The sequence below is a fragment of the Bradyrhizobium sp. CCGB20 genome, assembly GCF_024199855.1.
Taxonomy (GTDB): domain Bacteria; phylum Pseudomonadota; class Alphaproteobacteria; order Rhizobiales; family Xanthobacteraceae; genus Bradyrhizobium.
In genome coordinates, this window is sequence record NZ_JANADN010000001.1 from 4148549 (window position 1) to 4173396 (window position 24848).

The following is a 24848-nucleotide window of genomic DNA, read 5'->3' on the forward strand; positions in this document are numbered from 1 at the left end:
AAGGCATTGGCGGGAGGACGTGTGGGCGAAATTTCTGGCGTTCTGGCCGCCGTGCTGTCGAGCGGCCTTGGCGGCACCTCGATCGGCGCCACGCGTTATCTCGTGAGCAGCCTCGATCCACTGGCAATCGGCTCGTTCCGGTTCGGCATCGGCCTTCTCCTGCTGCTGCCGCTGACACTGCTGCGCGGCGATCGCTGGCCGGGGCGAGGGGACTGGGCCGCCGCCATCGGGCTCGGCGTTCTGTTCTTCGCCCTGTTTCCGATCCTGTTCAATGCATCGCTGATCTTCACGACCGCGGCGCGCGGTGCGCTCGCCTTGTCGACGCTTCCGCTGCTGTCGCTGGTGATCGGGGCCGCGCTCGGTGCCGAAGTGCTGACCTGGCGCAAATCAATCGGTGTCGTGATCGCAACTTGCGGGGTTGCCGTCGCGCTTCTCTCCGATCTGACCTCGGCACCGTCAGGCGCCTGGCGCGGTGATCTCCTGATGATGGCGGCCGCGCTGTGCATGGCGCTCTACGGCATCTGGTCGAAGCCGCTGATCCGGCGCTCCGGGCCGATCGCCTTCACCACGGTGAGCATGGCGGCAGGTGCGGTCTGCCTCATCCTGCTGTCTTGCGTCCGCGGCAGTTTTGCGCCCGTGGCCGGCTTCGGCGCGCCGCAATGGCTGGCGGCCCTCTATCTCGGCGCCTTCGGCGCGGCGCTGACCTTCTATCTCTGGGCCTTCGCGCTGGAGCGGACGACGCCGACACGCGTGGCGATCTCTGTGACGGTCAATCCGATCACGGCATCGCTGGTCGGGACCTGGCTGCTCAACGAGCCGCTGCGCTGGAATCTGGCAGCCGGCATCATCGCGGTCTTTGCCGGGATCTGGATCGCGACGACAACCGGCCGGCGTGTGCAGGCGGCAAGCACGCCCGTGTCAGGCAAGACCTGATATCAGGCCGGGATCGTCCCCTGATATTGCGTCAGACCGTCGTCGAGCTTCACCCAGACGAGCTTTTCCGAGACCCAGATGTGCTCGGTCGGCGCAAAGGCGTTGCGATCGTCGAACGTGGCGAGCGCCACGCCCGCCAGCGTGCCGTTGCGCCGCCACGAGAACAGTCGCGTGCCGCAGCGCTTGCAGAACACGCGATCGATATTCTCGGACGATGCGAAGCGGCCGGTCTCGCCCTCGACGGTCAGTGCGCGCTGGTCGAACTGCGCGCGAGCGAAATAGGGCGAGCCCATCGCCTTCTGGCAGAGGCGGCAATGGCAGACCCGGACGTTGAGCGGCTCGCCCTCTGCCTTGAACCGCACCGCGCCGCACAGGCATCCGCCTTCCCGGATCATGGTGTCCTCAATAGGTCGCCCGTCCGCCCGAAATATCGAACACGGCGCCGGTCGAGAATGCGCAGTCCTCGGATGCGAGCCAGGCCGCCATCGCGGCGAGCTCCTCCACCAGCACGAAGCGCGCCTTGGGGATCTTCGACAGCATGAAGTCGATATGCTGCTGCGTCATCTGGTCGAAGATCGCGGTCTTCGCCGCCGCCGGCGTCACCGCGTTGACGAGGATGTCGTGCGCGGCGAGCTCCTTGCCGAGCGATTTCGTCAGCGCGATCAGTCCGGCCTTGGACGCCGAATAGTGCGATGCATTGGGGTTGCCTTCCTTGCCGGCGATCGAGGCGATGTTCACGATCCGCCCGTATTTCTGCTTGAGCATCGTGGGCACGATCGCCTTGCAGCAGATGAAGGGGCCGTCGAGATTGATGCGCAGGACTTTCCGCCATTCCTCGAGATCGGTCTCCCAGACCGGCTTGTTGACGCCGGCGATGCCGGCATTGTTGACGAGGATGTCGATCTTGCCGAAGGCGGCGAGCGTCGCATCGCGCGCCTGCTCGACGCCTGCGGCGTCGGTGACGTCGACCTTGAAGACGCGAACGTTCTCGCTGATCTCACGGGCGGTCTTCTCGGCGAGGGCCGAGTCGAAATCCCAGATCGCGACCTTGGCGCCTGATGCAACGAAGCGCTGGGTGATGGCGCGGCCAAAGCCCTGCGCACCGCCGGTGACGACAGCGACGCGGTCGTTGAGATCGATCTTGTTCATTGAAAAATCCCCTTATCTATCCCTCATGGTGAGGAGCGCGCCCTCGGCGCGCGTCTCGAACCATAGAGCCCGTGGCCCATCCCTCGAGACGGCGCTGTCGCGCCTGCTCGGGATGAGGAGTTGATCAGAGCATGTAGCCGCCGTCGACGACGAGGTCGACGCCGGTGGTGAAGGCGCTTTCGTCGCTGCCGAGATAGACCGCCATGGATGCGATTTCGTCGGCGGTGCCGAGCCGGCCCATCTTCTGGCGGGAGACGAACATTTCCTTGCCCTGCGGACCTTGCGCCGCGGCGCGGTCGAGCATCGACGGGGTCTCGACGGTGCCGGGGCAGATCGAGTTGCAGCGGATGCCCTTGGTGATGAAGTCGAGCGCGACCGCGCGCGTCAGCAGCGACACTGCCGCCTTCGAGGCGCTGTAGACATAGCGGTTGGCCGGCGGCCGCAGTGCCGCGCAGGACGAGATGTTGACGATGCTGCCGCCGCCGCCCGCCAGCATCTCGGGCAGGAACGCCCTGATGGTCCGGTGCATCGATTTGACGTTGAGATCGAACGAGAAGTCAAAATCCTCTTCCGAGCACTCCAGGATGGTGCCGTGGTGCACGAAGCCCGCCGCGTTGAGCAGGATGTCGACCTTGCCGATGCGCTTGGCGAAGGCGTTGACGTCGGCGGTGTTGCGGACGTCGAGCTTCGCGACCTCGGCGATGCCTTCCTTGGCCAGGCTCGCGATGCCGCTCTCGTTGATGTCGGTCGCGATTACGGTTGCGCCCTCACGTGCGAATGCAATGGCGCATGCGCGCCCGATGCCTGCCGCAGCGGCCGTGACGACGGCGCGCTTTCCCTTGAGGCGGTCTGCCATGTTCTTCTTCTCCTCGATTTCCTCATTGCCGTAGCCCGGATGAGCGCGCGAGCGCGATATCCGGGAGCGGATGTCCCGGGTGTCGCTTCGCTCACCCGGGCTACGTATGCCTGCTTCAGTGATTATCCCGCGCCACACCAAAGGTGCCGGCGACATTCTGGTAGCGCGTGGCGAGCTCCATGCAGGCGCCGGTCGACTGCTGGCCGACGGTGTTGCGATAGATCTCCTGCCACGGCGTCTGGTTCGCCGGATGCTTGAAGCCGCCATCGGCCATCAGCTCGGCGTGGCGCTTCTTCACTTCGTCGTCCGAAATGAGAATATTGGCGCTGCCCTTGTTCAGGTCGATGCGCACCTTGTCGCCGGTCCTGAGGATCGCGAGACCGCCATTGGCGGCGGCTTCCGGCGAGGCGTTCAGGATCGAGGGCGAGCCCGAGGTGCCGGACTGGCGGCCGTCGCCGATACAGGGCAGAGACAGGATGCCGCGTTTGATCAGCGCAGCCGGCGGCTGCATGTTCACGACCTCGGCGCCGCCGGGATAACCGATCGGGCCGGTGCCGCGGATGAACAGCACGCAGCGTTCGTCGATGTCCAGCGAGGCATCGTCGATCCGCTCGTGATAATCCTCGGGACCCTCGAACACGATGGCGCGGCCCTCGAAGGCGTTGAGATCCCCAGGGTTGCTCAGATAGCGGTCGCGGAATTCCTTGGAGATCACGCTGGTCTTCATGATCGCGGAATCGAACAGATTGCCCTTCAGCACCAGGAAGCCGGCGTCCTTCACCAGCGGCTTGTCGTAGCTCCAGATCACGTCGTTGTCGGGGACCGGCGCATCCTTGCAGTTCTCGCCGATGCCGCGGCCATTGACGGTGACCGCGTCCTCGTGGATGCGCTTGTGCTTCATCAATTCGCGCACCACCGCCGGCACGCCGCCTGCGCGGTGGAATTCCTCGCCGAGATAGAAGCCGGCCGGCTGCATGTTGACCAGCAGCGGCACGTCGTGGCCGACTTTCTGCCAGTCGTCGATCGACAGCTCGACGCCGATGTGGCGGGCCAGCGCATTGATGTGGATCGGCGCGTTGGTCGAGCCGCCGATCGCCGAGTTGATCACGATGCAGTTCTCGAACGCCTTGCGGGTCAGGATGTCCGAGGGCTTGAGGTCTTCCCAGACCATATCGACGATGCGTTTTCCCGTCTCATAGGCGATCTGGCCGCGCTCGCGATAGGGCGCGGGGATCGCCGAGCAGCCCGGCAGCGAGAAGCCGAGCGCTTCGGCCAGCCCGTTCATGGTCGAGGCGGTGCCCATGGTGTTGCAATGGCCGACCGACGGCGCCGAGGAGGCCACGATCTCCATGAACTCTTCATAGTCGATCTCGCCGGCGGCAAGCCGCTCGCGCGACTTCCAGACGATGGTGCCGGAGCCGGTGCGCTCGCCGGCATGCCAGCCGTTCAGCATCGGGCCGCCCGACAGCACGATCGCGGGCAGGTTCACGGTCGCCGCCGCCATCATGCAGGCCGGCGTGGTCTTGTCGCAGCCGGTGGTCAGCACCACGCCGTCGAGCGGGTAGCCGTAGAGGATCTCGACGAGGCCGAGATAGGCGAGGTTGCGGTCGAGCGCCGCGGTCGGGCGCTTGCCGGTCTCCTGGATCGGATGGGTCGGAAATTCCATCGCAATGCCCCCGGCCTCGCGGATGCCTTCGCGGACGCGGTGGGCCAGCTCGATATGGTGGCGGTTGCAGGGGGAGAGGTCGTTGCCGGTCTGGGCGATGCCGATGATCGGCTTGCCGGACTGGAGTTCGGCGCGGGTGAGGCCGTAATTCAGGTAGCGCTCCATATAGAGCGCGGTCATGCCCGGATTATGCGGATTGTTGAACCATTCCTGCGAACGGAGGTGGCGGCGAGCGCCGTTGCCGGCGGGCGCGTGCCCATTGGTTGGTTTTTTTGTCATTGGTTTCTCCTGCAATGCAAACGCACTGGCGTCCGTCTCATGGTGTCGGCTTGTGCGATGCCCAACGGCGCGAGCGATGATCTGCTGTCCCGCTGGCGGGTCGTTTCCTCACAAGTGCGATACTAGTCTTGGCCACTTGGTAACGCTATCATTTTGTTCGGCGCGCCCACGCCCGATGCGGCCGGCCTGCTTTCCGAACGCCGCGACGACGAGCTTTGCCGCTCGATCACCTTGAAGCCGAGATCGAGCACCGGCTGCTCCGGGCGCCGTCCGTCGATCGCCTCGATCAGCATGGTGGCGGCCGTGTTGCCCATCTCGTAGCGGTTGGTGCGCACGCTGGTGAGGGTAGGGACGGCGGAGGCCATGAATTCGAGGTCGTTGAATCCGACGATCGCGATCTGCTCGGGGACAGCGATCTCCCGGCGCCGGCATTCGAACAGCACCCCGAGCGCGAGGTCGTCATTGGCGCAGAACACCGCATCGATGTCGGGCTCCCGCGCCAGCAGATCGGTGAACAGGGCGCCGCCGAGCGTCACCGAGGTCGGTGTCGCCGTCGTGACGACGAGGCGCTGCTCGAACAGTCCGGCGTCCTTCATGGCCGAGACATATCCGTCCAGCCGCCGCTGCACCCGCGGATCCATGCGCGCGCCGACGAAGCCGATCTTGCGATGGCCTTGCGCGAACAGGTGCGCAATCGCCGCGCGGGCTGCATCATAGTGCGAAAAGCCGATCATCATGTCGACCGGATTGGGCCCGATCTCCATGATCTGCACGATCGGGCAGTCAGCCGCCTCCAGCATCGCGCGCGATTCCGCGGTCTGGTCGATGCCGGTGACGATCAGTCCGGCCGGCTTCTGCGCGAGAAACAGGCGCAGCAGCTTCTCCTCCTGGAGAATACTGTAGCGTGTGTTGGACAACTGGATCGAGTACCGGCTGCCTTCGGAGGCGTCATAGATCCCGCGCAGCACGTCGGAAAACACGTTGTTGGTCAGTGACGGAATCAAGACACCGATCACTTCGGTGCGCTGCGAGGCCAGCGCCCGCGCCGCCAGGTTCGGCACATAGCCGAGCTCCTTGGCCGCGCTCTCGACCCGCGTCCGCTTGGCGACCGACAGCGCCTCCGGATTGCGAAAGAACCGGGACGCCGTAATCGGGCTGACGCCGGCAAGCTCGGCAACTTCCGCCAGCCGGATTTTACCTGACTTGGTGCGTTTTCGACCCATTTGCTGCTCTTAGCATAGCCACTGCCGCAAACAAAGGATCGTTGACAGCGCTACCAGCAACGACTAACCAAAGACAAATTGCCAAAACCGCACAAACTGCCGACAATGTCGCCCTGTAAGATCGGGCTTCGTTCGGTGAAGTCTGAAAAAACAAGACGGTCGCGGCGCAAGAGGCGTCGTGGACTTTCGAGGAGGGAGCTAGATGTCGTCTGTGCAAATCCGCGATGTGCGGAAATCGTTCGGCAATTTTGAAGTCCTGCACGGCGTTTCGATTCCGATCGAGGACGGCCAGTTCGTCGTTCTGGTTGGCCCCTCCGGCTGCGGCAAGTCGACGCTTCTGCGCATGCTTGCAGGCCTCGAGAACATCACCTCCGGCACGATCTCGATCGGTGACCGCGTCGTCAACAATATCCAGCCCAAGGAGCGGGATATTGCGATGGTGTTCCAGAACTACGCGCTCTATCCGCACATGACGGTCGGCGAGAACATGGGCTTCTCGCTGAAGCTGCGGAACGCGAGCTCCGACGAGATCAACAAGCGCGTCAAGCGCGCCGCCGAGATCCTCGCGCTGTCGCCGCTGCTCGAGCGCTATCCGCGCCAGCTCTCCGGTGGCCAGCGTCAGCGCGTCGCCATGGGCCGCGCCATCGTGCGCGATCCGCAGGTCTTCCTGTTCGACGAGCCCTTGTCGAACCTCGACGCCAAGCTGCGCGTCGCGATGCGCACCGAGATCAAGGAGCTGCACCAGCGGCTGAAGACCACGACCGTCTACGTCACCCACGACCAGATCGAGGCCATGACCATGGCCGACAAGATCGTCGTCATGCATGACGGCATCGTCGAGCAGATGGGCACTCCGCTCGAGCTCTATGACAAGCCGGAAAACCAGTTCGTCGCCGGCTTCATCGGTTCGCCCGCCATGAACTTCCTGAAGGGCCATGTGCGCGTCAACGGCGTCGCGACCTTCGAGGGTCCGAACGGTGTCAAGCTGCCGCTCAAGAGCGCGCCGGCTAATTCCGACGGCCGTCCCGCGGTCTACGGCGTGCGGCCCGAGCACTTCACCATCGCTGACGACGGCGCCGAGGCCGAGATCATCGTGGTCGAGCCGACCGGCTCGGAGACGCAGGTGTTCGCCAAGGTCGGCGGTGAGCAGGTCGTCGCGGTTTTCCGCGAACGTCACCAGTTCAACCCGGGCGACAAGGTGCGGCTGAAGCCCGACCCGTCGCTGGTTCATCTATTCGACGAGGCGACAGGCAAACGCATGTAGCGACGCCGAAGAACGACCCCAATACAAATATAAAATTTAAGGGAGAGAACGATGAGCGATTTCGACAGGCGTAGTGTGCTCAAAGCTGGCCTGGGCGGCGCAGCACTGCTGGCCGGCCCGGGCATCGTCCCGGTCCGCGCGGCGGAGTGGACCAACACCCCCGAGCCAAACGCCTCCATTCGCGTGCTGCGCTGGAAGCAGTTCATCCAGGCCGAGTTTGACAAGTTCGCCGAGCAGACCAAGAAGTTTTCCGAGAAGACCGGCGTCAAGGTGAAGCTCGAGGCCGAGAGCTGGGAAGACATTCGCCCGAAGGCGGCGGTCGCCGCCAATGTCGGCGCCGGTCCCGACCTCATCATCGGCACGCTCGATGATCCCCACAAATTCCCGGAGAAGCTGATCGACGTCACCGACGTCGCCGACTACCTCGGCAAGCAGTATGGCGGCTGGTATCCGGTCGCCGAGAAGTACGGCAAGAAGGGCAATGGCTGGATCGCCATTCCGCAAGGCGCGACCGGCGGCTGCCTGAACTACCGCATCAGCCATGTGAAGGCCGCCGGCTTCGACGAATTCCCGAAGGACACCGCCGGGTTCCTCAAGCTGTGCCAGGCCCTGAAGAAGAACAACACGCCGGCCGGCTTCGCGCTTGGCCACGCCACGGGCGATGCCAATGGCTGGTGCCAGTGGGCGCTGTGGGCGTTCGGCGGCAAGGTCGTCAACGAGAAGAACGAGGTCGTGATCGACTCGCCCGAGACGATCGCCGCGCTCGAATACGTCAAGCAGCTCTACGAGACCTTCATCCCCGGCGTGCTGTCCTGGAACGACTCGAACAACAACAAGGCGTTCCTCAACGGCGAACTCAGCCTCACGCTGAACGGCATCTCGATCTGGACCGTCGGCAAGAACTCGACCGATCCGAAGCAGCAGGAGATCGCCAAGGACATGAACCACGCGCCGATGCCGATCGGCCCGGTTGGCGTGTCGACCGAGCAGCAGAACGTGCTGGTCTACTACGGTTACAAGCACTCGAAGTATCCGAAGGCGGTCAAGGAATTCATCAAGTTCATGATGGACAAGGAGAACTACGACGCCTGGGAGGTCGCTTCCAACGGCTACGTGTCTCCGCCGCTGCCGGCCTACAACGACAACCCGGTGTGGACCTCGGACCCGAAGATCACCCCGTATCGCGACTGCCTGAAGCGCTGCCGCGACAACGGCTTTGCCGGCGATCTCGGCTATGCCTCCGCGGCGGTGATGGGCGACTTCGTCGTCGTCGACATGTTCGCCGAGGCGGCCTCGGGCTCGGCGACGCCGAAGCAGGCGGCCGCGCGCGCCGCCGAGCGCGCCAAGCGCTACTACCAGGTCTGATCAGCTCCAATCCCCGCGGCGTCCGGTTCGCCGGACGCCGCGACTCTTCTTTCGAGGGAAGTCCGACATGGCAGTCATGGCCGAGTCCGCCGCCGCGCAGGTCAAGCGCAGTAGCCTGTGGACCAGAGCATTCGAGAGCCGGAATTTTCTCGGCGCGATGTTCATGGTGCCGGCAATCGCCATCCTCATCCTGTTTCTGGCCTACCCGTTGGCGCTGGGTTTCTGGCTCGGCATGACCGACACGAAGATCGGCGGGGCTGGGCGCTATATCGGTTTTGCGAACTTCGTCTCGCTCTCGAAGGACTCGGTGTTCTGGCTGTCGGTGTTCAACACCATCTTCTACACGGTGTTCGCGAGCGTCGTGAAATTCGCGATCGGACTTTACCTGGCGCTGTTGCTCAACGAGCGGCTGCCGTTCAAGTCGATGATCCGCGCCATCGTGCTGCTGCCCTTCGTGGTGCCGACGGTGCTGTCCGCGATCGCGTTCTGGTGGATCTATGACAGCCAGTTCTCGATCATCTCCTGGGTGCTGATCAAGGCGGGCCTGATCACGCGCTACATCGATTTCCTCGGCGATCCCTGGAATGCGCGCTGGTCGGTCATCGCCGCCAATATCTGGCGCGGCGTCCCCTTCGTGGCGATCACGCTGCTGGCGGGCCTCCAGACCATCTCGCCCTCGCTCTACGAGGCCGCCAATCTCGACGGCGCCACCAACATGCAGCGCTTCCGCCACATCACGCTGCCGATGCTGTCGCCGATCATCGCGGTCGTGATGACGTTCTCGGTGCTGATGACCTTCACCGACTTCCAGCTGATCTATACCATCACGCGGGGCGGGCCGATCAATGCCACGCATCTGATGGCGACGTTGTCGTTCCAGCGCGCCATCACCGGCGGCAATCTCGGCGAGGGCGCGGCGATCTCGAACGCGATGATTCCGTTCCTGGTCGCGGCGATCCTGCTCAGCTTCTTCGGGCTTCAGCGCTCTCGCTGGCAACAGGGCGGGAGGGACTGACCATGGCCACCGTGGACGACCAAAGCGTCGGAATGGACTACCTCGAGAGCTTCCCGCGGAAGTTTCTCCGCGTCTACCTTCCGCTCGGCCTGATCATCTTCTTCCTGCTGTTCCCGTTCTACTGGATGGCGGTCGCGACGTTCAAGCCGGACGCGGAGATGTACGACTACGAGAAGTACAATCCGTTCTGGATCGTGAATCCGACACTGGAGCACATCAAGAAGCTGATCGTCGAAACCGACTATCCGCTCTGGATGTGGAACACCGTGATCGTGTCGGTGTCCTCCACCTTCATCTCGCTGTTTGCCAGCGTCTGCGCCGCCTATGCGATCGAACGTCTGCGCTACAAGGGCTCGCGCTATGTCGGCCTTGCGATCTTTCTCGGCTATCTGGTGCCGCCCTCGATCCTGTTCATTCCGCTGGCGGCGATCGTGTTCCAGCTTGGCCTGTTCGACGGCAATCTGGCGCTGATCCTGACTTATCCGACCTTCCTGATCCCGTTCTGCACCTGGCTCCTGATGGGCTATTTCCGCACCATTCCCTACGAGCTCGAGGAATGCGCGCTGATCGACGGTGCGACGCGGCTCCAGATCCTGGTCAAGATCACGCTGCCGCTGTCGCTCCCGGGGGTGATCTCGGCCGGTATCTTCGCCTTCACGTTGTCCTGGAACGAGTTCATCTACGCGCTGACCTTCATCTCCTCGTCGGAGAACAAGACGATTCCCGTCGGCGCCATCACCGAGCTCGTCAGCGGCGACGTCTACCATTGGGGCGCGCTGATGGCGGCGGCCCTGACCGGCTCGGTCCCCGTAGTTATCCTTTATTCCTTCTTCGTAGAGTACTATGTGTCGGCGATGACCGGCGCCGTGAAGGAATGATCGCGGGGCCTGTCTCGAGAGCGCACCAGGAGAACGTCCCAAGGGCGGTGCGCTCCGGCCAATAAGAAGGAGTAGGCTCTTGCACATTCTGGTTCTGGGCGCCGCCGGCATGGTCGGCCGCAAATTGTGTGAACGGCTGTTGCGCGACGGCCGGCTCGGCAAGAGCGACGTCACCAAGCTGACCATGCATGACGTGGTCGAGCCGAAGAAGCCGGAGAAGGCCGGTTTCCCCGTCGAGACCGTCTCGGGCGATTTCGCCGTCCCTGGCGCGGCCGAGAAACTGATCGCCGGCCGTCCGGACGTGATCTTCCATCTCGCCGCGATCGTCTCGGGTGAAGCCGAGCTCGATTTCGACAAGGGCTACCGCATCAACCTCGACGGCACGCGGATGCTGCTCGATGCCGTCAGGCTCGTCGGCGGCGGCTACAAGCCGCGCGTGGTGTTCACGTCCTCGATCGCGGTGTTCGGCGCGCCGTTCCCGGATGCGATCGGCGACGAGTTCTTCCACACCCCGCTGCTCAGCTACGGCACCCAGAAGGCGATCGGCGAATTGCTGCTCGCCGATTATTCGCGCCGCGGCTTCCTCGACGGCATCGGCATCCGCCTGCCGACCATCTGCATCCGGCCCGGCCTGCCCAACAAGGCAGCATCGGGCTTCTTCTCCAACATCCTGCGCGAGCCGCTGGCCGGCAAGGAAGCGGTTCTCCCGGTCTCCGAGGACGTCCGCCACTGGCACGCTACGCCGCGCTCCGCCGTCGGCTTCCTGCTGCATGCCGGCACCATGGACCTCGCCACCGTCGGTCCGCGCCGCAATCTGACCATGCCGGGCCTGTCGGCAACGGTCGGCGAGCAGATCGCTGCCTTGAAGCGTGTCGCGGGCGAAAAGGTCGCCGCTCGCATCAAGCGCGAGCCCGATCCCTTCATCGTCGGCATCGTCGGCGGCTGGCCGCGCAACTTCAATGCCAAGCGGTCGCTGGAGCTCGGCTTCACCACCGCCGAGAAGACCTTCGACGACATCATCCGCATTCACATCGAAGACGAGCTCGGCGGCAATTTCGTCGCCTGATCTCTGACTGAGCGGGTAAAGTGATGGCGAGCGTTGCTTGCATCGGCGAATGCATGGTCGAGCTCCGGCAGGCCCAAGGGGGACAGTCCGCCGGACCGTCCAGCGGGCAAGGGCAGGGCGGCGGCCTGTATTCGCGCGGCTTCGGCGGCGACACCCTCAACACGGCGGTGTATCTGGCGCGGCTCGAGGTCAAGGTCGATTATCTCACCGCGCTCGGCGACGACGCCTTGAGCGATGAGATGATCGCGGCCTGGAATGCGGAGGGCGTCGGGACCCGCCGCGTCGCGCGGCTGCCGGGCAAGCTGCCCGGCCTCTACATGATCCAGACCGATGCGAAAGGCGAGCGCCAGTTCTTCCACTGGCGCGACAGCGCGGCGGCGCGCCAGCTCATGAGCCTGCCGGAGACGGACGAGCTGCTCAACTCGCTGATGAGCTACGATATCGTCTATCTCTCCGCGATCACGCTCTCGATCTACGATGCGCCCGGGCGCGAGCGTCTGTTCGCGGCGATCAAGCGCGCGCGCCTGCTCGGCACGCGCTTCGTGTTCGACACCAATTTTCGCGCGCGGGGATGGCCGGACCGCGATGTCGCACGCGAGGTGTTTGCCGCGGCCTTCGCCGCTGCCGACATCGTGCTGACGTCGACCGAGGATCTGCTCGCGCTCCATCCCGGCGAGAGCCACGACCAGCTGATGGCGCGTATCCCAACGCCCGAGCTGGTGTTCCGGCTGGCAGAGCCCGTCAGCCTGCTGCGCTTCCCCGGCGGGACCAGCGAGGTCCGGGCCGAGCCCATGACCAGGCCGGTCGTCGACACCACGGCGGCCGGCGACAGCTTTGCCGCGGCCTATATCGCGGCCCGGCTCGGCGGCTCAGATCCGATCGAGGCGGCCCAGGCCGGGCATCGCCTCGCCAGCCTCGTGATCTGCTATCCCGGCGCCATCATTCCGGGCTATGCCATGCCACCGAAGAAGCGGCACCGGCCGGCGGCCTCTCGCCAGGCGACCAAGTGAAACGAAAGCCAAGATGACCACGACCGCCCAACAGAACCACCTCGCCGCGCTGTTCAAGGCCGCGACCGTCATTCCCGTGCTCACCATCGAGCGTATCCAGGATGCCGTGCCGCTGGCGCGTGCGCTGGTCGCTGGCGGCGTCCGCACGCTGGAGGTGACCATGCGCACCCCCGTTGCGATCGAGGCGGCGAGGGCGATGATGGCCGAAGTCCCCGAGGCGGTGGTCGGCATTGGCACGATTCTCAATCCGGCCGACTTCACCCGCGTCGAGAAGCTCGGCGTCGCGTTCGGCATCAGCCCGGGCCTGACCCCGGATCTCCTGAAGGCCGCGGCCCACAGCTCCTTGCCGTTCGCGCCGGGCATTGCCACGGCGTCCGAGCTGATGATGGCGCTGTCCTACGGCCTCGACGTCGCAAAATTCTTCCCGGCCGAGCAGGCGGGCGGCATCAAGGGCCTGCGCGCCCTTGGCGGGCCGTTTCCGAGCGTGCGGTTCTGCCCGACCGGCGGCATTGGCGAGGCCAATGCGGGGACCTGGCTCGCCGAGCCCAATGTCGTCGCGGTCGGCGGTTCCTGGCTGTGCCCGACGGCGGAGATCAAGGCCGGGAACTGGGCCGGCATAACTGCCATCTGCCAGCGCACCCTTCAGGCCCTTAAACCTGCGTGAAGTCTTGCCATCCCTGGGCTAAGACTTAGCTCAGTACGAGATACCCAGGGAGAAGAGACCATGACCGCCAGCATCGTCGGATGGGCGCATACGCCGTTCGGCAAGTTCGACACCGAAACCGTCGAAAGCCTCGTCACCCGCGTTGCCAACGAGGCGCTGGCGGATGCCGGCATCTCGGCTGGCGACGTCGACGAGATCGTGCTCGGCCATTTCAACGCCGGCTTCTCGCCGCAGGATTTTACCGCCTCGCTGGTGCTCCAGGCCGACCCGAAGCTGCGCTTCAAGCCGGCCACCCGGGTCGAGAACGCCTGCGCGACCGGCTCGGCGGCCGTACACCAGGGCCTGCGCGCGATCGCCGCAGGCGCGGCCAAGATCGTGCTGGTCGTCGCCGTCGAGCAGATGACGCGCACGCCGGGGCCGGAGATCGGCAAGAACCTGCTCAAGGCGTCCTATCTGCCGGAGGACGGTGACACCGTCGGCGGCTTCGCCGGCGTGTTCGGCAAGATCGCCAGCTCCTACTTCCAGAAATATGGCGACCAGTCCGATGCGCTGGCGCTGATTGCCGCCAAGAACCACAAGAACGGCGTGGCCAACCCCTTCGCCCAGATGCGCAAGGACTTTGGCTTCGACTTCTGCCGCGCCGAGAGCGAGAAGAACCCTTACGTCGCCGGTCCCCTGAAGCGCACCGACTGCTCGCTCGTCTCCGACGGCGCGGCGGCGCTGGTGCTGGCCGATGCCGAGACCGCCAAGGGCATGAGCAAGTCGATCGGCTTCCGCGCCACCGCGCATGCCCAGGACTTCCTGCCGATGTCCAAGCGCGACATCCTCCAGTTCGAGGGCTGCACGATCGCCTGGCAGCGCGCGCTGGAGCAGGCGGGCGTGGCGCTCAGCGATCTCTCCTTCGTCGAGACCCATGACTGCTTCACGGTCGCCGAGCTGATCGAATACGAAGCGATGGGCCTGACGCCGAGGGGGCAGGGCGCCCGCGCCATCAAGGAAGGCTGGACGCTCAAGGACGGCAAGCTGCCGGTCAATCCGTCCGGCGGCCTGAAGGCCAAGGGCCACCCGATCGGCGCCACCGGCGTCTCCATGCACGTGATGACCGCGATGCAGCTCGCCGGGCAGGCGCCCGAGGGCATGCAGCTCAAGAACGCGAAGCTCGGCGGCATCTTCAACATGGGCGGCGCCGCCGTTGCCAACTACGTTTCCGTGCTGGAGCCGCTGAAGTAATCTCTCGTAGGGGTGGGCAAAGGCGCGTTTGCGCCGTGCCCACCTTTTTCCTTGCGCTAGATCAAGGTGTGCACGCCTCGCTTTGCTCACCTTGACGCTCCTGATTGATTTGCGGAAAAGCATCATGAGCAATGACTACGAAGACTCGCTGTCGATGGAAGCCCTCAACGATCGTATCGCGATCCTCGAGGACAATATCCGCCAGCTCATCGAGCAGGCCGCGGCTGCTTCCGGCGAGCAGAACGAGTCGCGGATCGCCGACCGCATCAACCAGCAGAACGACGAGCTCGACCGTCTCATCAAGATCCGCGAATCCCGCCAGAAGAAATAGCGGCCGTATCGCCGCGCATGCGGCCATACGCCGGCCGCCCTTGCGCGCGCGGCATGACTGCCCTTAGCTGGACCGAAATCGCAGGGCGTACTTGAGCCCGCGCAATCGGGAGCGAACGAATGGGGCCGCTGAAGGGCATCAAGGTCGTCGACATGACCACCGTGCTGATGGGGCCCTATGCGACCCAGATGCTCGGCGACTACGGTGCCGACGTCATCAAGGTGGAATCGCTCGACGGCGACGTCACCCGCCTGATCGGCCCGATGCGCCACGCCGGGATGGGCCCGGTGTTCCTCAACACCAACCGCAGCAAGCGCTCGATCTGTCTCGACCTCAAAAAGCCCGCGGGCCGCGAGGCCGTGCTGCGGCTTTTGAAGGACGCCGACGTGCTCGTCTACAACGTCCGCCCGCAGGCGATGGCGCGGCTTCAGCTCGGCTATGACGTCGTCTCCGCAATCAACCCGCGCCTCGTCTATGCCGGCGTGTTCGGCTTCGGCCAGGACGGGCCTTATGCCGCCAAGCCCGCCTATGACGATTTGATCCAGGGCGCCACCGCGCTCCCCGCCTTGATGGCGCAGACCGGTGACGGCGTGCCGCGCTACGTGCCGAACGCGCTGGTTGACCGCATCGTCGGTCTCACCGCCGTCGGCGCGATCTGCGCCAGCCTCGTGCATCGGGATCGCACTGGCCGCGGCCAGCGCGTCGACATCCCGATGTTCGAGACCATGGCGGGCTTCGTCATGGGCGATCACATGGGCGGGCTCACCTATGAGCCGCCGCTCGACAAGGGCGGCTACGCCCGCCACCTCTCGCGCGACCGCAGGCCCTACAAGACCTCGGACGGCTATCTCAGCGTCATCGTCTACAACGACAAGCAGTGGGAGAATTTCTTCAAGGCAACGAGCCGCGACGATCTGCGCGCCGATCCCAAATTCGCGACCTTCGCCGGCCGCGCCGCCAACATCGACGTCGTCTATGCCGAGCTCGCCCGCATTTTCGAAACGCGAACGACTGCCGAGTGGATCGACCTGCTGACCAGGGCCGACGTGCCCGTCATGCCGATGCACGACCTCGCATCGATCCTGCACGACGAGCATCTGGAGGCGACGAATTTCTTCCCGGTCGTGAACCATCCGACGGAAGGGCCGATCCGCAGCATGAAGGTGACGGCGAGCTGGTCCGAGACCGAGGCCGAGACTGTCAGGCTGGCGCCGCGGCTCAACGAGCATGGCGCGGAGATTCTTCACGGGATCGGCTATTCCCAGGACGAGATCGCCGCCATGGTCCGCGACGGCGTCACGCGTTCGCCGCCGGAGTAGGGAGGGCATATGAGCTTCATCACCGGCGTCGGCCTCACGCCTTTCGGCAAGCACGAAGGCTCGTCCTCGCTCGACCTGATGAGCAAGGCCGCACAAGCCGCGCTCGACGATGCCGGGCTGAAGCGCGCCGAGATCGACGGAATCCTCTGCGGCTATTCGACAGTCTCGCCGCACATCATGCTGGCCACCGTCTTCGCCGAGCATTTTGGCATCCGCCCGTCTTACGCCCATGCCGTGCAGGTCGGCGGCGCCACCGGGCTCGCGATGACGATGCTGGCGCATCATCTCGTCGAGGCAAATGTTGCGCGCAACGTGCTCGTCGTCGCCGGTGAAAATCGCCTCACCGGGCAGAGCCGCGATGCCTCGATCCAGGCGCTGGCGCAGGTCGGCCATCCCGACTACGAGGTGCCGCTGGGTCCGACCATTCCTGCCTATTACGGCCTGGTCGCCACCCGCTACATGCACGAATACGGCGTGACCGAAGAGGACCTCGCCGAATTCGCCGTGCTGATGCGCGCCCACGCCTGCACCCACCCCGGCGCGCAATTCCACGACCCCATCACGGTCGCCGACGTCATGGCCTCGAAGCCGGTGGCGATGCCGCTCAAATTGCTCGACTGCTGCCCGGTCTCCGACGGCGGCGCCGCCTTCGTCGTCAGCCGCGAGCGGACCGGCGAGGTCGGCGTGCGCATCCGCGGCTGCGCGCAGGCGCATACCCATCAGCATGTCACCGCCGCGCCTGCGCTCAGCGAACTCGGGGCCGAAATCTCCATCGCTCGCGCCAGGGAGGCCACGGGCCTTGCGATCTCGGACGTAAGCTACGCCGCGATCTACGACAGCTTTACGATCACGCTCGCGATGCTGCTGGAAGACCTCGGCCTCGCCGGCCGCGGCGAGGCCGCAGCCCGCGTGAGATCAGGCCATTTCGGCCGCGACGGCGCGATGCCGCTCAACACCCATGGCGGCCTGCTCAGCTACGGTCATTGCGGCGTCGGCGGCGCCATGGCGCATCTGGTCGAGGCGCATTTGCAGATGACGGAGCGGGCTGCGAATCGGCAGGTGCGCGATGCCTCGATTGCGCTGCTGCACGGCGACGGCGGCGTGCTGTCGTCCCACGTCAGCATGTTTCTGGAGCGGGTGCGATGAGCGATCATCTGGCGGACTGGACCAAAGGCGAACAGGCTATCACCTACCAGAGCTGCGCCGCCTGTAGCCATGTGCAATATTTTCACCGCGCCTTCTGCGCGGCGTGCGGTGCGCCCGATCCGCGTGATGCGCGCGCCAGCGGCAAGGGCAGGGTGTATGCGACGTCGCTGGTGTGCCGCGCCGCCACGCCCGAGACCCGCGCGCACGTGCCCTACAACATCCTGCTGGTCGATTGCGCCGAGGGCTTTCGCATGATGGCGCACGGCGAGACGAATCTAGCTATCGGCGATGAGGTCACCGCGAGCTTCCCGACGTTCGCCGGCAAGCTCGTGCCGTTTTTCAGCAAAAGGAAATAGTAGGATCCGTCATTCGGGGGCGGTCCAAGGGACCGAACCTGGAACGGGATTTCTGGGCTTGGCGTTGTGCGAGGCGCCACCCCGGAATGACGAAAACACTCTACGCAACTCTTCCTAACGCCCGTAGAACAATATGCTGGCGATGACGAGCATCGCCATCACCGCCAGCATATGCGCGAGCGCTTCCGAGGCCGCCCCCTTGGTGGCTTCCTTCATGCCTTTTTCTCCCTAGACTTGGGCGTGACTCATCGTTGCGCGCGCTGCGCACCCGGCGGTCAATTATTTTACTCGGAACACCCCACTTCGAGTACTCACTGCGATTTGTCCCCACGCGGCGAATATCGACTGTGCCAAGGTCGATCAGCAATGCGGCGGCAATTTGACTCGATGATGTTGCTCCTGCGGTCGCGTAAGAATAGAGTTTCGTGGAACTTTCGCCCTAACGACAAAAAGCATCAAAGGCTCAGGGAAATTCTTCAGGTAAATCATGGCCCGCATCACCTACAGCGACCCGTCCAGGGCATCCGACCGCACCCGCGAAATTCTCGACAAGAACCGCAACGCGAACATCTTCCGCATGATGGCGCACTCGCCCAGCTACTTTGAGCAGTACTGCCGGCTCGGCGGAGCCATCCGGCATAAGGGCGAGCTCGATCCCGTCGTGCGGGAGCTGGCGATCACCCGTACCGGCATTTTGTGCGAGGCGCCGTACGAGATCGTCGCGCACAAGCGCATCGGAAAGAATGTCGGGGTCACCGACGAGCAGAACGAAGCGCTCGAGAATTGGCAGGCCGCGACCTGCTTCAATGAGGTGCAGCGCGCCGCGCTCGCGTTCACCGACGAGATCGTGAAGCTGAAGAAGCCGACGGATGCGACGTTCAAGGCGATCGCATCGAAGCTGACGCCGGCCGCGCTGGTCGAGCTGCAACTTTCGGTCGGCTTCTACATCATGACGTCAAAGTTTCTGGAGACCTTCGAGATCGACCTCCAGCCCGTAACCGAAGTGGTGGGCTGATCCGAAAACCACGGCGAGGGATGTCCATGACGATCGATGAATATGCGGTCTGGGCCGCGAGCATTGCGAAAGTCGATGAGCATCCGTCCAACGAGCGGCTGTCCTATCTCGGGCTCGGCCTCGCCGGCGAATCCGGCGAGGTCGCCGACCACATCAAGAAGCTGCTGCGCGATGACTGGCTCGACAAGGCGGGTCTGGTCGATGAGCTCGGCGACGTCATCTACTACTGGGCCTGCCTGTGTGCAGCGACCGGCCAGCAGCCGTCCGAATTGCTCAAGGCGAGCGCTGCCAAGATCAAGCGGCGGCTCAGCGAGGCCGCGAGTCGCTAGGCCACCTACGTCGACGTCAGGATATCCACCTTCGCGTTGGCGACGATCAGGCGGTCGGCGAGCAGCTGCGCCAGATTGCGCATGACACGCTCGCTCGCGCGCGGGTGCTGCCTGCGGAAGCGCTCGAAATCCTTCAGCGGCACTTCATACGCCGTCGCCGCCATGTCCGAGTACACGTCGGCCGAGCGGGTCGGCTCCAGCAGCGCCATCTCGCCGAAGGCCATGCCGGCGGTCAGCGTCGCCAGCCGCACCCCGTCAGGCAGGGTGACATGCACGGCGCCGCTGCGCAGGAAGAACAAGGAATCGGCGGGATCGCCTGCGGTCAGAATTTTCGCGCCGGATTGAAAGGTCCGGATCGTGCAGATCGAGGCGAGGTCGGTCAGCTCTTCCTCGCTCATGCCTGACAGCAGCGGCTGTTCGGCAAGCTCGGTGGTCTCGTGGAAATCGATCGAGCCGCCATAGCGATAGACGATCTGGTCTTCCGCCCATTCGATCGCGGTGTCGAGCAGATAGAAGTCGCGGACGTTCTTCAGCTCCGCCGTCCATTCTCGCAGGCTGTCCCATTCCTTCGAGGCACGCCTGACGCCTGACAGCACGACGGTCACGTTCAGCGCCGCGAGCTCTTCGAACGCTTCGGCCACAAGCCGCGCTCCGGCGCGGGTGGTGGAGGTGACGCGGTGGAGGTCGAAGATCACGATCTGCGGCCGCGGCTGTCCGGCGAGCCGACGCGAGACGTAGTCGACCGCCGACAGCGACAGCGTGCCGACCAGCTCGATGACCCGCACCTCCTGCTCATGCCCGGCCAGGATCTCGCGCTCCTGCGGGCGGCGGACGCGGCGGGACGGGCTCTTGCCGATGTCGTAGTCGGCGATGACGGCGTTGCGCGCATCGTCGCTGCGATTGAGCATGTGCAGGTCGTAATGCGAGGACAGCGCCTCGCAGACCTTGATGCCGCGCACGCTGTTGCCGTGCTTGTCGAGCTTCGGCGAATAGCTGCCGAGCCCGAGGCGGGCAGGCAGGGCGGCGAGGATGCCGCCGCCGACGCCGCTCTTGGCGGGGATTCCGATCCGGTAGATCCATTCGCCGGCATAATCGTACATGCCTGACGACGTCATCACCGACAGCGTGCGCGAGATTGCGTAGGGCGTCACCACCTGCTCGCCCGTCACCGGATTGACGCCTCGGTTGGCCAGCGTTGCCGCCATCACGGCGATGTCGCGCGCGGTGACCAGCACCGCGCATTGCCGGAAATAGACGTCGAGCACGCCGGCGACATTGTCCGAGATCACGGCGTTCGTCTTGAGGAGATAGCCGATGGCACGGTTGCGGTCGCCGGTCTGGCTTTCCGAGGCGTAGACGGCTTCGTCCACGGCGAGGTCACGTCCGGCAAAACGGCTGAGCGCGAGCCGGATCTGCTCGAAGGCCTCCGGGCCCTTGCTGTCGTAGATCAGCCCGGTGCAGGCGATCGCGCCGGCATTGACCATCGGGTTGAACGGATGATTCTCGGAATTGAGCCGGATCGAGTTGAAGGGATCGCCGGAGGGCTCGACGCCGATCGCGCTCTCGACCTTGCTCGCACCCAGCAGGTCCAGCGCCAGCGCGAAGACGAACGGCTTTGACATCGACTGGATGGTGAAGGGCACCCTGGAGTCGCCGACCTCATAGACGTGGCCGTCGAGCGTTGCGAGGCTGATGCCAAAATGGGCAGGGTCGGCCTTGCTCAGCTCGGGAATGTAGTCGGCGACGGCGCCGGAGGTCGCGGCCGAGAATTCATTGAGGCAATTGCCAAGAAACCGCAGCAAGGGCGGTTTCGAGCGGGTCCAGGCGGAGGCGAGAGGCGAAAGCGGTGTCATCGCCTCTCTTTGTGCAACGCAATCAGGGTGCGCGCAACCCGTCCGGCACGATCGTCCGCCGACGGACCAGAAGCAGGGCGATCAAAGCCGTCGGCACCAGGATGGCGAGCCCTAGCAGCGTCACCTGCATCTGCGACAGCGGCATGATCCCGCCGCCGGGCGTGGCCACCACGAAGCCGCCGATCACCAGCAGCACGCGGATCGGCCATTCCAGCGCGCCGGTGCCGCGCAGATCCCCGACGAAGGGCTGGTAGCCCTGGATGCCGCCGCAGATGAAAAGCGTGCCGAACGCCGCGAGCCCCATCAGGCCGAGACCGGCGAGATAGGGGCTCGGCCCCTGCAGCACCAGTGCCGGATTGAGCACGAAGAAGAACGGGATGAAGTAGATGATACTGCCGACCCACATCGATTCCCATCCCGTCTTCATCGCCGGGGAGCCGGCGATGCCGGCCGCCGCGAAGGACGCGATCGCAACCGGTGGGGTGATCGACGACAGCATGCCCCAGTAGAAGATGAACATGTGCACGGCCATCTTGTTGAGCCCGAGCTTCTCGAGCGCGGGCGCGACCAGGATGGCGAGGAAGATGTAGCAGGCCGTCGTCGTCAGCCCGAGGCCGAGGATCAGGCTGGTCAGGGCGCACATGCCGAGCAGCAGGAAGGGATTGTCGCCGGCAATATGCAGCAAATCGTTGGCGAGGCTCGACACCACGCCTGTCATCGAGAAGGCGCCGATCAGAAGGCCGCAGCCGGCGAGGATGCCGACGAGCTCGACGAAGGTGCGTCCGTTGACCTCCAGGAATTTGCCGATCGTGCCCAGCGTCCAGCGCGTGTCCTTGGAAAAGAGCTGGTTGAGCACCAGCAGCAGCGCGGTGGCGTAGAACGGCGCGTGGCTCTCGCGCTTGAAATAGAGCAGCATCACGATCAGGAGCGCGATGACGAAGACGTAGTACCAGCCGTCCTTGATCGTATCCATGATCCGCGGCAGCTCGGCGCGCGGAATGCCTTTCAGCCCGTGGCGCGCGGCATAGGAGTCGACCTGCATGAACAGGCCGATGTAATAGAGCGCGGCGGGAATGATCGCGGCGATCGCGACGTCGGCGTAGCTGACATTGAGGAACTGCGCGATCACGAAGGCGGTTGCGCCCATCACCGGCGGCGCCAGCACGGCGCCGGTCGAGGCGCAGGCCTCGATCGCGCCGGCATAGGATGCGCGGAAGCCGCTCTTCTTCATGACAGGAATGGTCATGGTGCCGGCGGTCAGCACGTTGGAGATGATCGAGCCCGACATCATGCCGAGCAGCCCGCTGGCAAAGATGCAGACCTTGGCCGCGCCTCCGCGAAACGTGCCGCACAGCGCGAAGGCGAGGTTGATGAAGAATTTTCCGGCGCCGGTCATCATCAGCGCGGTGCCGAACACCAGGAAGCCGATGACGGTGTCGGCAAACGCCTGGATGGGGATGCCGAGCAAGCTCTCGCCCGACAGCACGTGATAGGCGGTGGCCTGTTCCAGCGTCGACTGCGTGCCGCGGAATGGTCCGAGCCAGCTGGATTCCGCAAACAGCGGATAGACGGTGAAGGGGAGCACGCTCAGCAGCAGGCTCCAGCCGCCGGTGCGGCGCAGCGCCTCCATCAGCATGACCCACATCACGAGGCCCGCGGCGATCACGGTGTTCGGTGCGCCGCCGAACTCCCAGCCGGCCTCGGCCGCCTTGCGCACGTTCGACATCAACAGCAGTGCGGCGGCGAAGGTGACGACGAAGCAGGCGAGGTCGTACCAGGGAATGCGGTCGAGCGGTGCGCGCTCGGTCCCCGGGAAGATCAGGAAGGTGAACGGCAGCATCAGCGCGATCAGGAGGTAAAAATACTCCGTGTTGAGCTGGGTGTAGCCGACGAAGAAGCGCAGCGAGAATTGCTGGTTGATGCAGAGCAGGATGGTCGCCGCGGTCGCGACGACGAGCGTCCAGCGCCAGGCGCCGCGCAGCGTGCGGACGCGCGTGACTTCCGCTTCCTGCATGTTGCCGGCGGCGCCGTGCGGATCGTCGAACACGACCCGCTTGGCCTCGTCCTGCGAGGCGGTGGAGACTGAAGCAGACGACATGATCGACCCCGCGCGTGGGCTAATAATTGCTGACTAGAGCAAAGTGGTTGTTGAGTGAACCGATCGGGCCGCGGGCGCGCTTAACCTCTCCCGCTTGCGGGAGAGGTCGGCGCGCAGGGCCGGGTGAGGGTCGCAAGCGGAAAAGGGGGTGCACCGCAGTCCGGGCAACCATCAACTCCATCGCAAGACTATTCCTCAAACCCGTTCGGCATGTCGGCCTTTGCGAGCGCTGCCGCGCGGGCCTTCATCCAGCCGTCGAGGAATGCCTTGTCATCCGCCGGCGGGTTGGACTTGCCGTAATCGGCCCAGGCTGCGCCAAGCACCTCCTGCCGCTTGATCAGCTTGTTGTTGTGCGCGTCCTGCGCATCGGACCATTGGCCGGCCTCCTTCAGCGCCTTCACGGCGCCGGGATGCACGGGCACCACCCAGTTCTTGGTCTGGCGGTCGGCGGCGAGCCCGCCGGCGCCAGGCGCAGAGTCCTTGTAGGCGTCGTAATTGACGATCATCGCCTTGGTCATCGCATAGACCTGATCGGGCGCTTGCGAGGCGTAGGCGACGAAGATCGGGTAGGGGTAATTGCCGAGTTCGATCGGCTTCTCCGGCGTGATGCCGGCGCCGCAGGTGGCAGTCTGCGGGAAGAAGAACGAGCCGACCTTCTGCATCCGCGCCCAGCCTTCCTTGTCCTTGGCAGGCAGCGGCGGCCAGACCAGGCCGCGCGGCGAAGTCTCGGCTTCCTTGGCGGGGCCGGTGATGGTGGTGCCGAAGGCCGCATCAGTGTCGTTGTTGATCAGCCCCTTCCACATCGCGCCGTAGCTCGCGAACTCGACGACCTTGACGTCCTTCTGCGAGAGTCCTGCGAAGGCGAGCACGGCGAGCGAGTTCTGGTTCAGCGCGGGCGAGCCGACGACGAAGCCGACGCGCTTGCCTTTGAGGTCCTTCAATTCCTTCACGCCGGCATCGGCGGCGACGCCGAGCGTCCCGCAATTGCAGTCGACGGACGAGAGCATGATCTGAAGCGGCTGCGGACCCCATTCCTTGGAGCCGAATTCGAACACGCCCTCCTGCGCGAAATAGGTCCCCGATCCCATTGCCGCGGACGCTGCACGCTTGGCACGCAGTGGTGCAAGTCGCGCGACGTCGTTACCGGCCGGCAGCACGCGCACGTCGGTGCCGTATTTGTCCTTCATCATCTTGCCGACGCCGACCGCGATATTGAAGCCGGCGGTTCCGGTGTCATAGGCGGTGAACGTCAATGTCGCCGGCAGCTTGATGTCTTCGGCGATTGCATAGCGTGTAGACGCAAAAGAAATGCCCGCAACCAAGGCAGGCGCGAGCACGATCAGCCCACGAAGCATGTTTTCCTCCTGATATCCCCGCGTTCGCCGCGAAGATTTTCGTTCTTTGTTTGAAACAGATTTTTGTTTGAACGGATCATGTCATCGCGATCAAGCGATGGCAATGTCGTACCGCGGACGCGGGAACGAAGCAGACAGATTGTCGCGGAAGCTGCGGATAATGCAGTCAGTTCGCGACGATCGCGATCGCCTGTCCTTCGGCAACGACGTCGTCGAGCTTGACCAGAAGCGATGTGATCGTGCCGCTCGCGGGCGAGGGCACGGGGATCTCCATCTTCATCGCTTCGACGACCACAACGTCGTCGCCATCCGCAACGGTTCCTCCAACTTGCACGGGAGTGGCGCAGATGCGTCCCGCGACCTCGGTGACGATTTTTATATCTGGCATGCCATCGCCTTTTTGTTGTCGTCGCAAAATGCCTGAGGTAGCGTCGTCTGCAAGTGGAAT

Annotated in this window: 24 protein-coding genes; 15 read left to right on the forward strand and 9 right to left on the reverse strand. The window is 64.6% G+C overall.

The features are described 5' to 3' along the window. The first annotated feature begins 21 nt into the window (after window positions 1-21). Window positions 22-933, forward strand: a complete 912-nt coding sequence (locus tag NLM15_RS18955) for a DMT family transporter (protein ID WP_254118576.1) — start codon at window positions 22-24, stop codon at window positions 931-933. Between the two features lie 2 nt (window positions 934-935). Here the strand turns inward: NLM15_RS18955 and NLM15_RS18960 are convergent, their stop codons facing one another. The 5 genes from NLM15_RS18960 to NLM15_RS18980 form a co-directional block, all read right to left on the reverse strand. Beyond that, window positions 936-1328 (reverse strand): GFA family protein, encoded by a 393-nt coding sequence (locus tag NLM15_RS18960; RefSeq protein ID WP_254118577.1) that lies wholly within the window; start codon window positions 1326-1328, stop codon window positions 936-938. Between the two features lie 7 nt (window positions 1329-1335). Next, entirely contained in the window at window positions 1336-2082 is a 747-nt protein-coding gene (locus NLM15_RS18965; protein ID WP_254118578.1) for an SDR family NAD(P)-dependent oxidoreductase, read from the reverse strand. 124 nt (window positions 2083-2206) lie between these two features. Then, window positions 2207-2938 carry an SDR family oxidoreductase gene (locus NLM15_RS18970; RefSeq protein WP_254118579.1) on the reverse strand — a complete coding sequence of 244 codons (732 nt, stop codon included), beginning with the start codon at window positions 2936-2938 and terminating at the stop codon, window positions 2207-2209. A gap of 115 nt (window positions 2939-3053) precedes the next feature. Next, complete coding sequence (locus NLM15_RS18975; RefSeq protein ID WP_254118580.1) at window positions 3054-4883, reverse strand: IlvD/Edd family dehydratase; 1830 nt, start codon at window positions 4881-4883, stop codon at window positions 3054-3056. 122 nt (window positions 4884-5005) lie between these two features. Then, entirely contained in the window at window positions 5006-6106 is a 1101-nt protein-coding gene (locus tag NLM15_RS18980; RefSeq protein ID WP_254118581.1) for a LacI family DNA-binding transcriptional regulator, read from the reverse strand. A gap of 202 nt (window positions 6107-6308) precedes the next feature. Here NLM15_RS18980 and NLM15_RS18985 point away from each other — a divergent pair, with 202 nt between their 5' ends. The 14 genes from NLM15_RS18985 to NLM15_RS19050 all read left to right on the forward strand — a co-directional run bounded on the left by NLM15_RS18985 (window position 6309) and on the right by NLM15_RS19050 (window position 19094). Next, entirely contained in the window at window positions 6309-7370 is a 1062-nt protein-coding gene (locus NLM15_RS18985) for an ABC transporter ATP-binding protein (RefSeq protein ID WP_254118582.1), read from the forward strand. Window positions 7371-7421: 51 nt separating this feature from the next. Further along, on the forward strand, window positions 7422-8735 hold the full coding sequence (locus NLM15_RS18990; RefSeq protein WP_254118583.1) for an ABC transporter substrate-binding protein: 1314 nt from the start codon (window positions 7422-7424) through the stop codon (window positions 8733-8735). A 67-nt stretch (window positions 8736-8802) separates the two neighbouring features. After that, window positions 8803-9750, forward strand: a complete 948-nt coding sequence (locus tag NLM15_RS18995; protein WP_254118584.1) for a carbohydrate ABC transporter permease — start codon at window positions 8803-8805, stop codon at window positions 9748-9750. Window positions 9751-9752: 2 nt separating this feature from the next. After that, entirely contained in the window at window positions 9753-10628 is an 876-nt protein-coding gene (locus tag NLM15_RS19000) for a carbohydrate ABC transporter permease (protein ID WP_254118585.1), read from the forward strand. Window positions 10629-10707: 79 nt separating this feature from the next. Next, window positions 10708-11694, forward strand: coding sequence for a D-erythronate dehydrogenase (gene denD, locus NLM15_RS19005; protein WP_254118586.1), 987 nt, complete (start codon window positions 10708-10710; stop codon window positions 11692-11694). Window positions 11695-11717: 23 nt separating this feature from the next. After that, window positions 11718-12704 (forward strand): sugar kinase, encoded by a 987-nt coding sequence (locus tag NLM15_RS19010; RefSeq protein ID WP_254118587.1) that lies wholly within the window; start codon window positions 11718-11720, stop codon window positions 12702-12704. 13 nt (window positions 12705-12717) lie between these two features. Beyond that, window positions 12718-13368 carry a bifunctional 4-hydroxy-2-oxoglutarate aldolase/2-dehydro-3-deoxy-phosphogluconate aldolase gene (gene eda / locus NLM15_RS19015; RefSeq protein ID WP_254118588.1) on the forward strand — a complete coding sequence of 217 codons (651 nt, stop codon included), beginning with the start codon at window positions 12718-12720 and terminating at the stop codon, window positions 13366-13368. A gap of 60 nt (window positions 13369-13428) precedes the next feature. After that, window positions 13429-14598, forward strand: a complete 1170-nt coding sequence (locus NLM15_RS19020) for an acetyl-CoA acetyltransferase (RefSeq protein WP_254118589.1) — start codon at window positions 13429-13431, stop codon at window positions 14596-14598. A gap of 124 nt (window positions 14599-14722) precedes the next feature. After that, window positions 14723-14929: a hypothetical protein gene (locus NLM15_RS19025; RefSeq protein ID WP_254118590.1), complete on the forward strand. Its 207-nt coding sequence runs from the start codon at window positions 14723-14725 to the stop codon at window positions 14927-14929. A 119-nt stretch (window positions 14930-15048) separates the two neighbouring features. Further along, window positions 15049-16248 (forward strand): CaiB/BaiF CoA-transferase family protein, encoded by a 1200-nt coding sequence (locus tag NLM15_RS19030; protein ID WP_254118591.1) that lies wholly within the window; start codon window positions 15049-15051, stop codon window positions 16246-16248. A 9-nt stretch (window positions 16249-16257) separates the two neighbouring features. Continuing rightward, window positions 16258-17394, forward strand: a complete 1137-nt coding sequence (locus tag NLM15_RS19035) for a thiolase family protein (RefSeq protein WP_254118592.1) — start codon at window positions 16258-16260, stop codon at window positions 17392-17394. After that, window positions 17391-17750, forward strand: a complete 360-nt coding sequence (locus NLM15_RS19040) for a Zn-ribbon domain-containing OB-fold protein (protein WP_254118593.1) — start codon at window positions 17391-17393, stop codon at window positions 17748-17750. The genes NLM15_RS19035 and NLM15_RS19040 overlap by 4 nt, the downstream gene beginning before the upstream one ends. Window positions 17751-18237: 487 nt before the next feature. Continuing rightward, window positions 18238-18765: a carboxymuconolactone decarboxylase family protein gene (locus NLM15_RS19045; RefSeq protein ID WP_254118594.1), complete on the forward strand. Its 528-nt coding sequence runs from the start codon at window positions 18238-18240 to the stop codon at window positions 18763-18765. Between the two features lie 26 nt (window positions 18766-18791). Further along, entirely contained in the window at window positions 18792-19094 is a 303-nt protein-coding gene (locus NLM15_RS19050; protein WP_014495972.1) for a nucleoside triphosphate pyrophosphohydrolase family protein, read from the forward strand. A gap of 5 nt (window positions 19095-19099) precedes the next feature. On the opposite strand, the gene glsA is transcribed toward NLM15_RS19050, so the two are convergent. From glsA to NLM15_RS19070, 4 genes are all read right to left on the reverse strand, one after another. After that, complete coding sequence (gene glsA, locus NLM15_RS19055) at window positions 19100-20947, reverse strand: glutaminase A (protein ID WP_254118595.1); 1848 nt, start codon at window positions 20945-20947, stop codon at window positions 19100-19102. A 22-nt stretch (window positions 20948-20969) separates the two neighbouring features. After that, window positions 20970-23045 (reverse strand): TRAP transporter permease, encoded by a 2076-nt coding sequence (locus NLM15_RS19060; RefSeq protein WP_254118596.1) that lies wholly within the window; start codon window positions 23043-23045, stop codon window positions 20970-20972. 188 nt (window positions 23046-23233) lie between these two features. Next, on the reverse strand, window positions 23234-24400 hold the full coding sequence (locus tag NLM15_RS19065; protein ID WP_254118597.1) for a TAXI family TRAP transporter solute-binding subunit: 1167 nt from the start codon (window positions 24398-24400) through the stop codon (window positions 23234-23236). 166 nt (window positions 24401-24566) lie between these two features. After that, window positions 24567-24788 carry an acetyl-CoA carboxylase biotin carboxyl carrier protein subunit gene (locus NLM15_RS19070; protein ID WP_254118598.1) on the reverse strand — a complete coding sequence of 74 codons (222 nt, stop codon included), beginning with the start codon at window positions 24786-24788 and terminating at the stop codon, window positions 24567-24569. Window positions 24789-24848: the final 60 nt, after the last annotated feature.

What these genes read in the sequence shown, in the direction of transcription:
- NLM15_RS19065 (WP_254118597.1), bottom strand. Translation starts at nt 24,400, where the DNA reads ATGCTTCGTGGGCTGATCGTGCTCGCGCCTGCCTTGGTTGCGGGCATT.
- NLM15_RS19050 (WP_014495972.1), top strand. Translation starts at nt 18,792, where the DNA reads ATGACGATCGATGAATATGCGGTCTGGGCCGCGAGCATTGCGAAAGTC.
- NLM15_RS19060 (WP_254118596.1), bottom strand. Translation starts at nt 23,045, where the DNA reads ATGTCGTCTGCTTCAGTCTCCACCGCCTCGCAGGACGAGGCCAAGCGG.
- NLM15_RS19030 (WP_254118591.1), top strand. Translation starts at nt 15,049, where the DNA reads ATGGGGCCGCTGAAGGGCATCAAGGTCGTCGACATGACCACCGTGCTG.
- NLM15_RS19070 (WP_254118598.1), bottom strand. Translation starts at nt 24,788, where the DNA reads ATGCCAGATATAAAAATCGTCACCGAGGTCGCGGGACGCATCTGCGCC.
- NLM15_RS19010 (WP_254118587.1), top strand. Translation starts at nt 11,718, where the DNA reads ATGGCGAGCGTTGCTTGCATCGGCGAATGCATGGTCGAGCTCCGGCAG.
- NLM15_RS18970 (WP_254118579.1), bottom strand. Translation starts at nt 2,938, where the DNA reads ATGGCAGACCGCCTCAAGGGAAAGCGCGCCGTCGTCACGGCCGCTGCG.
- NLM15_RS18975 (WP_254118580.1), bottom strand. Translation starts at nt 4,883, where the DNA reads ATGACAAAAAAACCAACCAATGGGCACGCGCCCGCCGGCAACGGCGCT.
- NLM15_RS19000 (WP_254118585.1), top strand. Translation starts at nt 9,753, where the DNA reads ATGGCCACCGTGGACGACCAAAGCGTCGGAATGGACTACCTCGAGAGC.
- glsA (WP_254118595.1), bottom strand. Translation starts at nt 20,947, where the DNA reads ATGACACCGCTTTCGCCTCTCGCCTCCGCCTGGACCCGCTCGAAACCG.
- NLM15_RS18990 (WP_254118583.1), top strand. Translation starts at nt 7,422, where the DNA reads ATGAGCGATTTCGACAGGCGTAGTGTGCTCAAAGCTGGCCTGGGCGGC.
- NLM15_RS18985 (WP_254118582.1), top strand. Translation starts at nt 6,309, where the DNA reads ATGTCGTCTGTGCAAATCCGCGATGTGCGGAAATCGTTCGGCAATTTT.
- NLM15_RS18980 (WP_254118581.1), bottom strand. Translation starts at nt 6,106, where the DNA reads ATGGGTCGAAAACGCACCAAGTCAGGTAAAATCCGGCTGGCGGAAGTT.
- NLM15_RS19025 (WP_254118590.1), top strand. Translation starts at nt 14,723, where the DNA reads ATGAGCAATGACTACGAAGACTCGCTGTCGATGGAAGCCCTCAACGAT.
- NLM15_RS18965 (WP_254118578.1), bottom strand. Translation starts at nt 2,082, where the DNA reads ATGAACAAGATCGATCTCAACGACCGCGTCGCTGTCGTCACCGGCGGT.
- NLM15_RS19035 (WP_254118592.1), top strand. Translation starts at nt 16,258, where the DNA reads ATGAGCTTCATCACCGGCGTCGGCCTCACGCCTTTCGGCAAGCACGAA.
- NLM15_RS18995 (WP_254118584.1), top strand. Translation starts at nt 8,803, where the DNA reads ATGGCAGTCATGGCCGAGTCCGCCGCCGCGCAGGTCAAGCGCAGTAGC.
- eda (WP_254118588.1), top strand. Translation starts at nt 12,718, where the DNA reads ATGACCACGACCGCCCAACAGAACCACCTCGCCGCGCTGTTCAAGGCC.
- NLM15_RS19020 (WP_254118589.1), top strand. Translation starts at nt 13,429, where the DNA reads ATGACCGCCAGCATCGTCGGATGGGCGCATACGCCGTTCGGCAAGTTC.
- NLM15_RS19040 (WP_254118593.1), top strand. Translation starts at nt 17,391, where the DNA reads ATGAGCGATCATCTGGCGGACTGGACCAAAGGCGAACAGGCTATCACC.
- NLM15_RS19045 (WP_254118594.1), top strand. Translation starts at nt 18,238, where the DNA reads ATGGCCCGCATCACCTACAGCGACCCGTCCAGGGCATCCGACCGCACC.
- NLM15_RS18960 (WP_254118577.1), bottom strand. Translation starts at nt 1,328, where the DNA reads ATGATCCGGGAAGGCGGATGCCTGTGCGGCGCGGTGCGGTTCAAGGCA.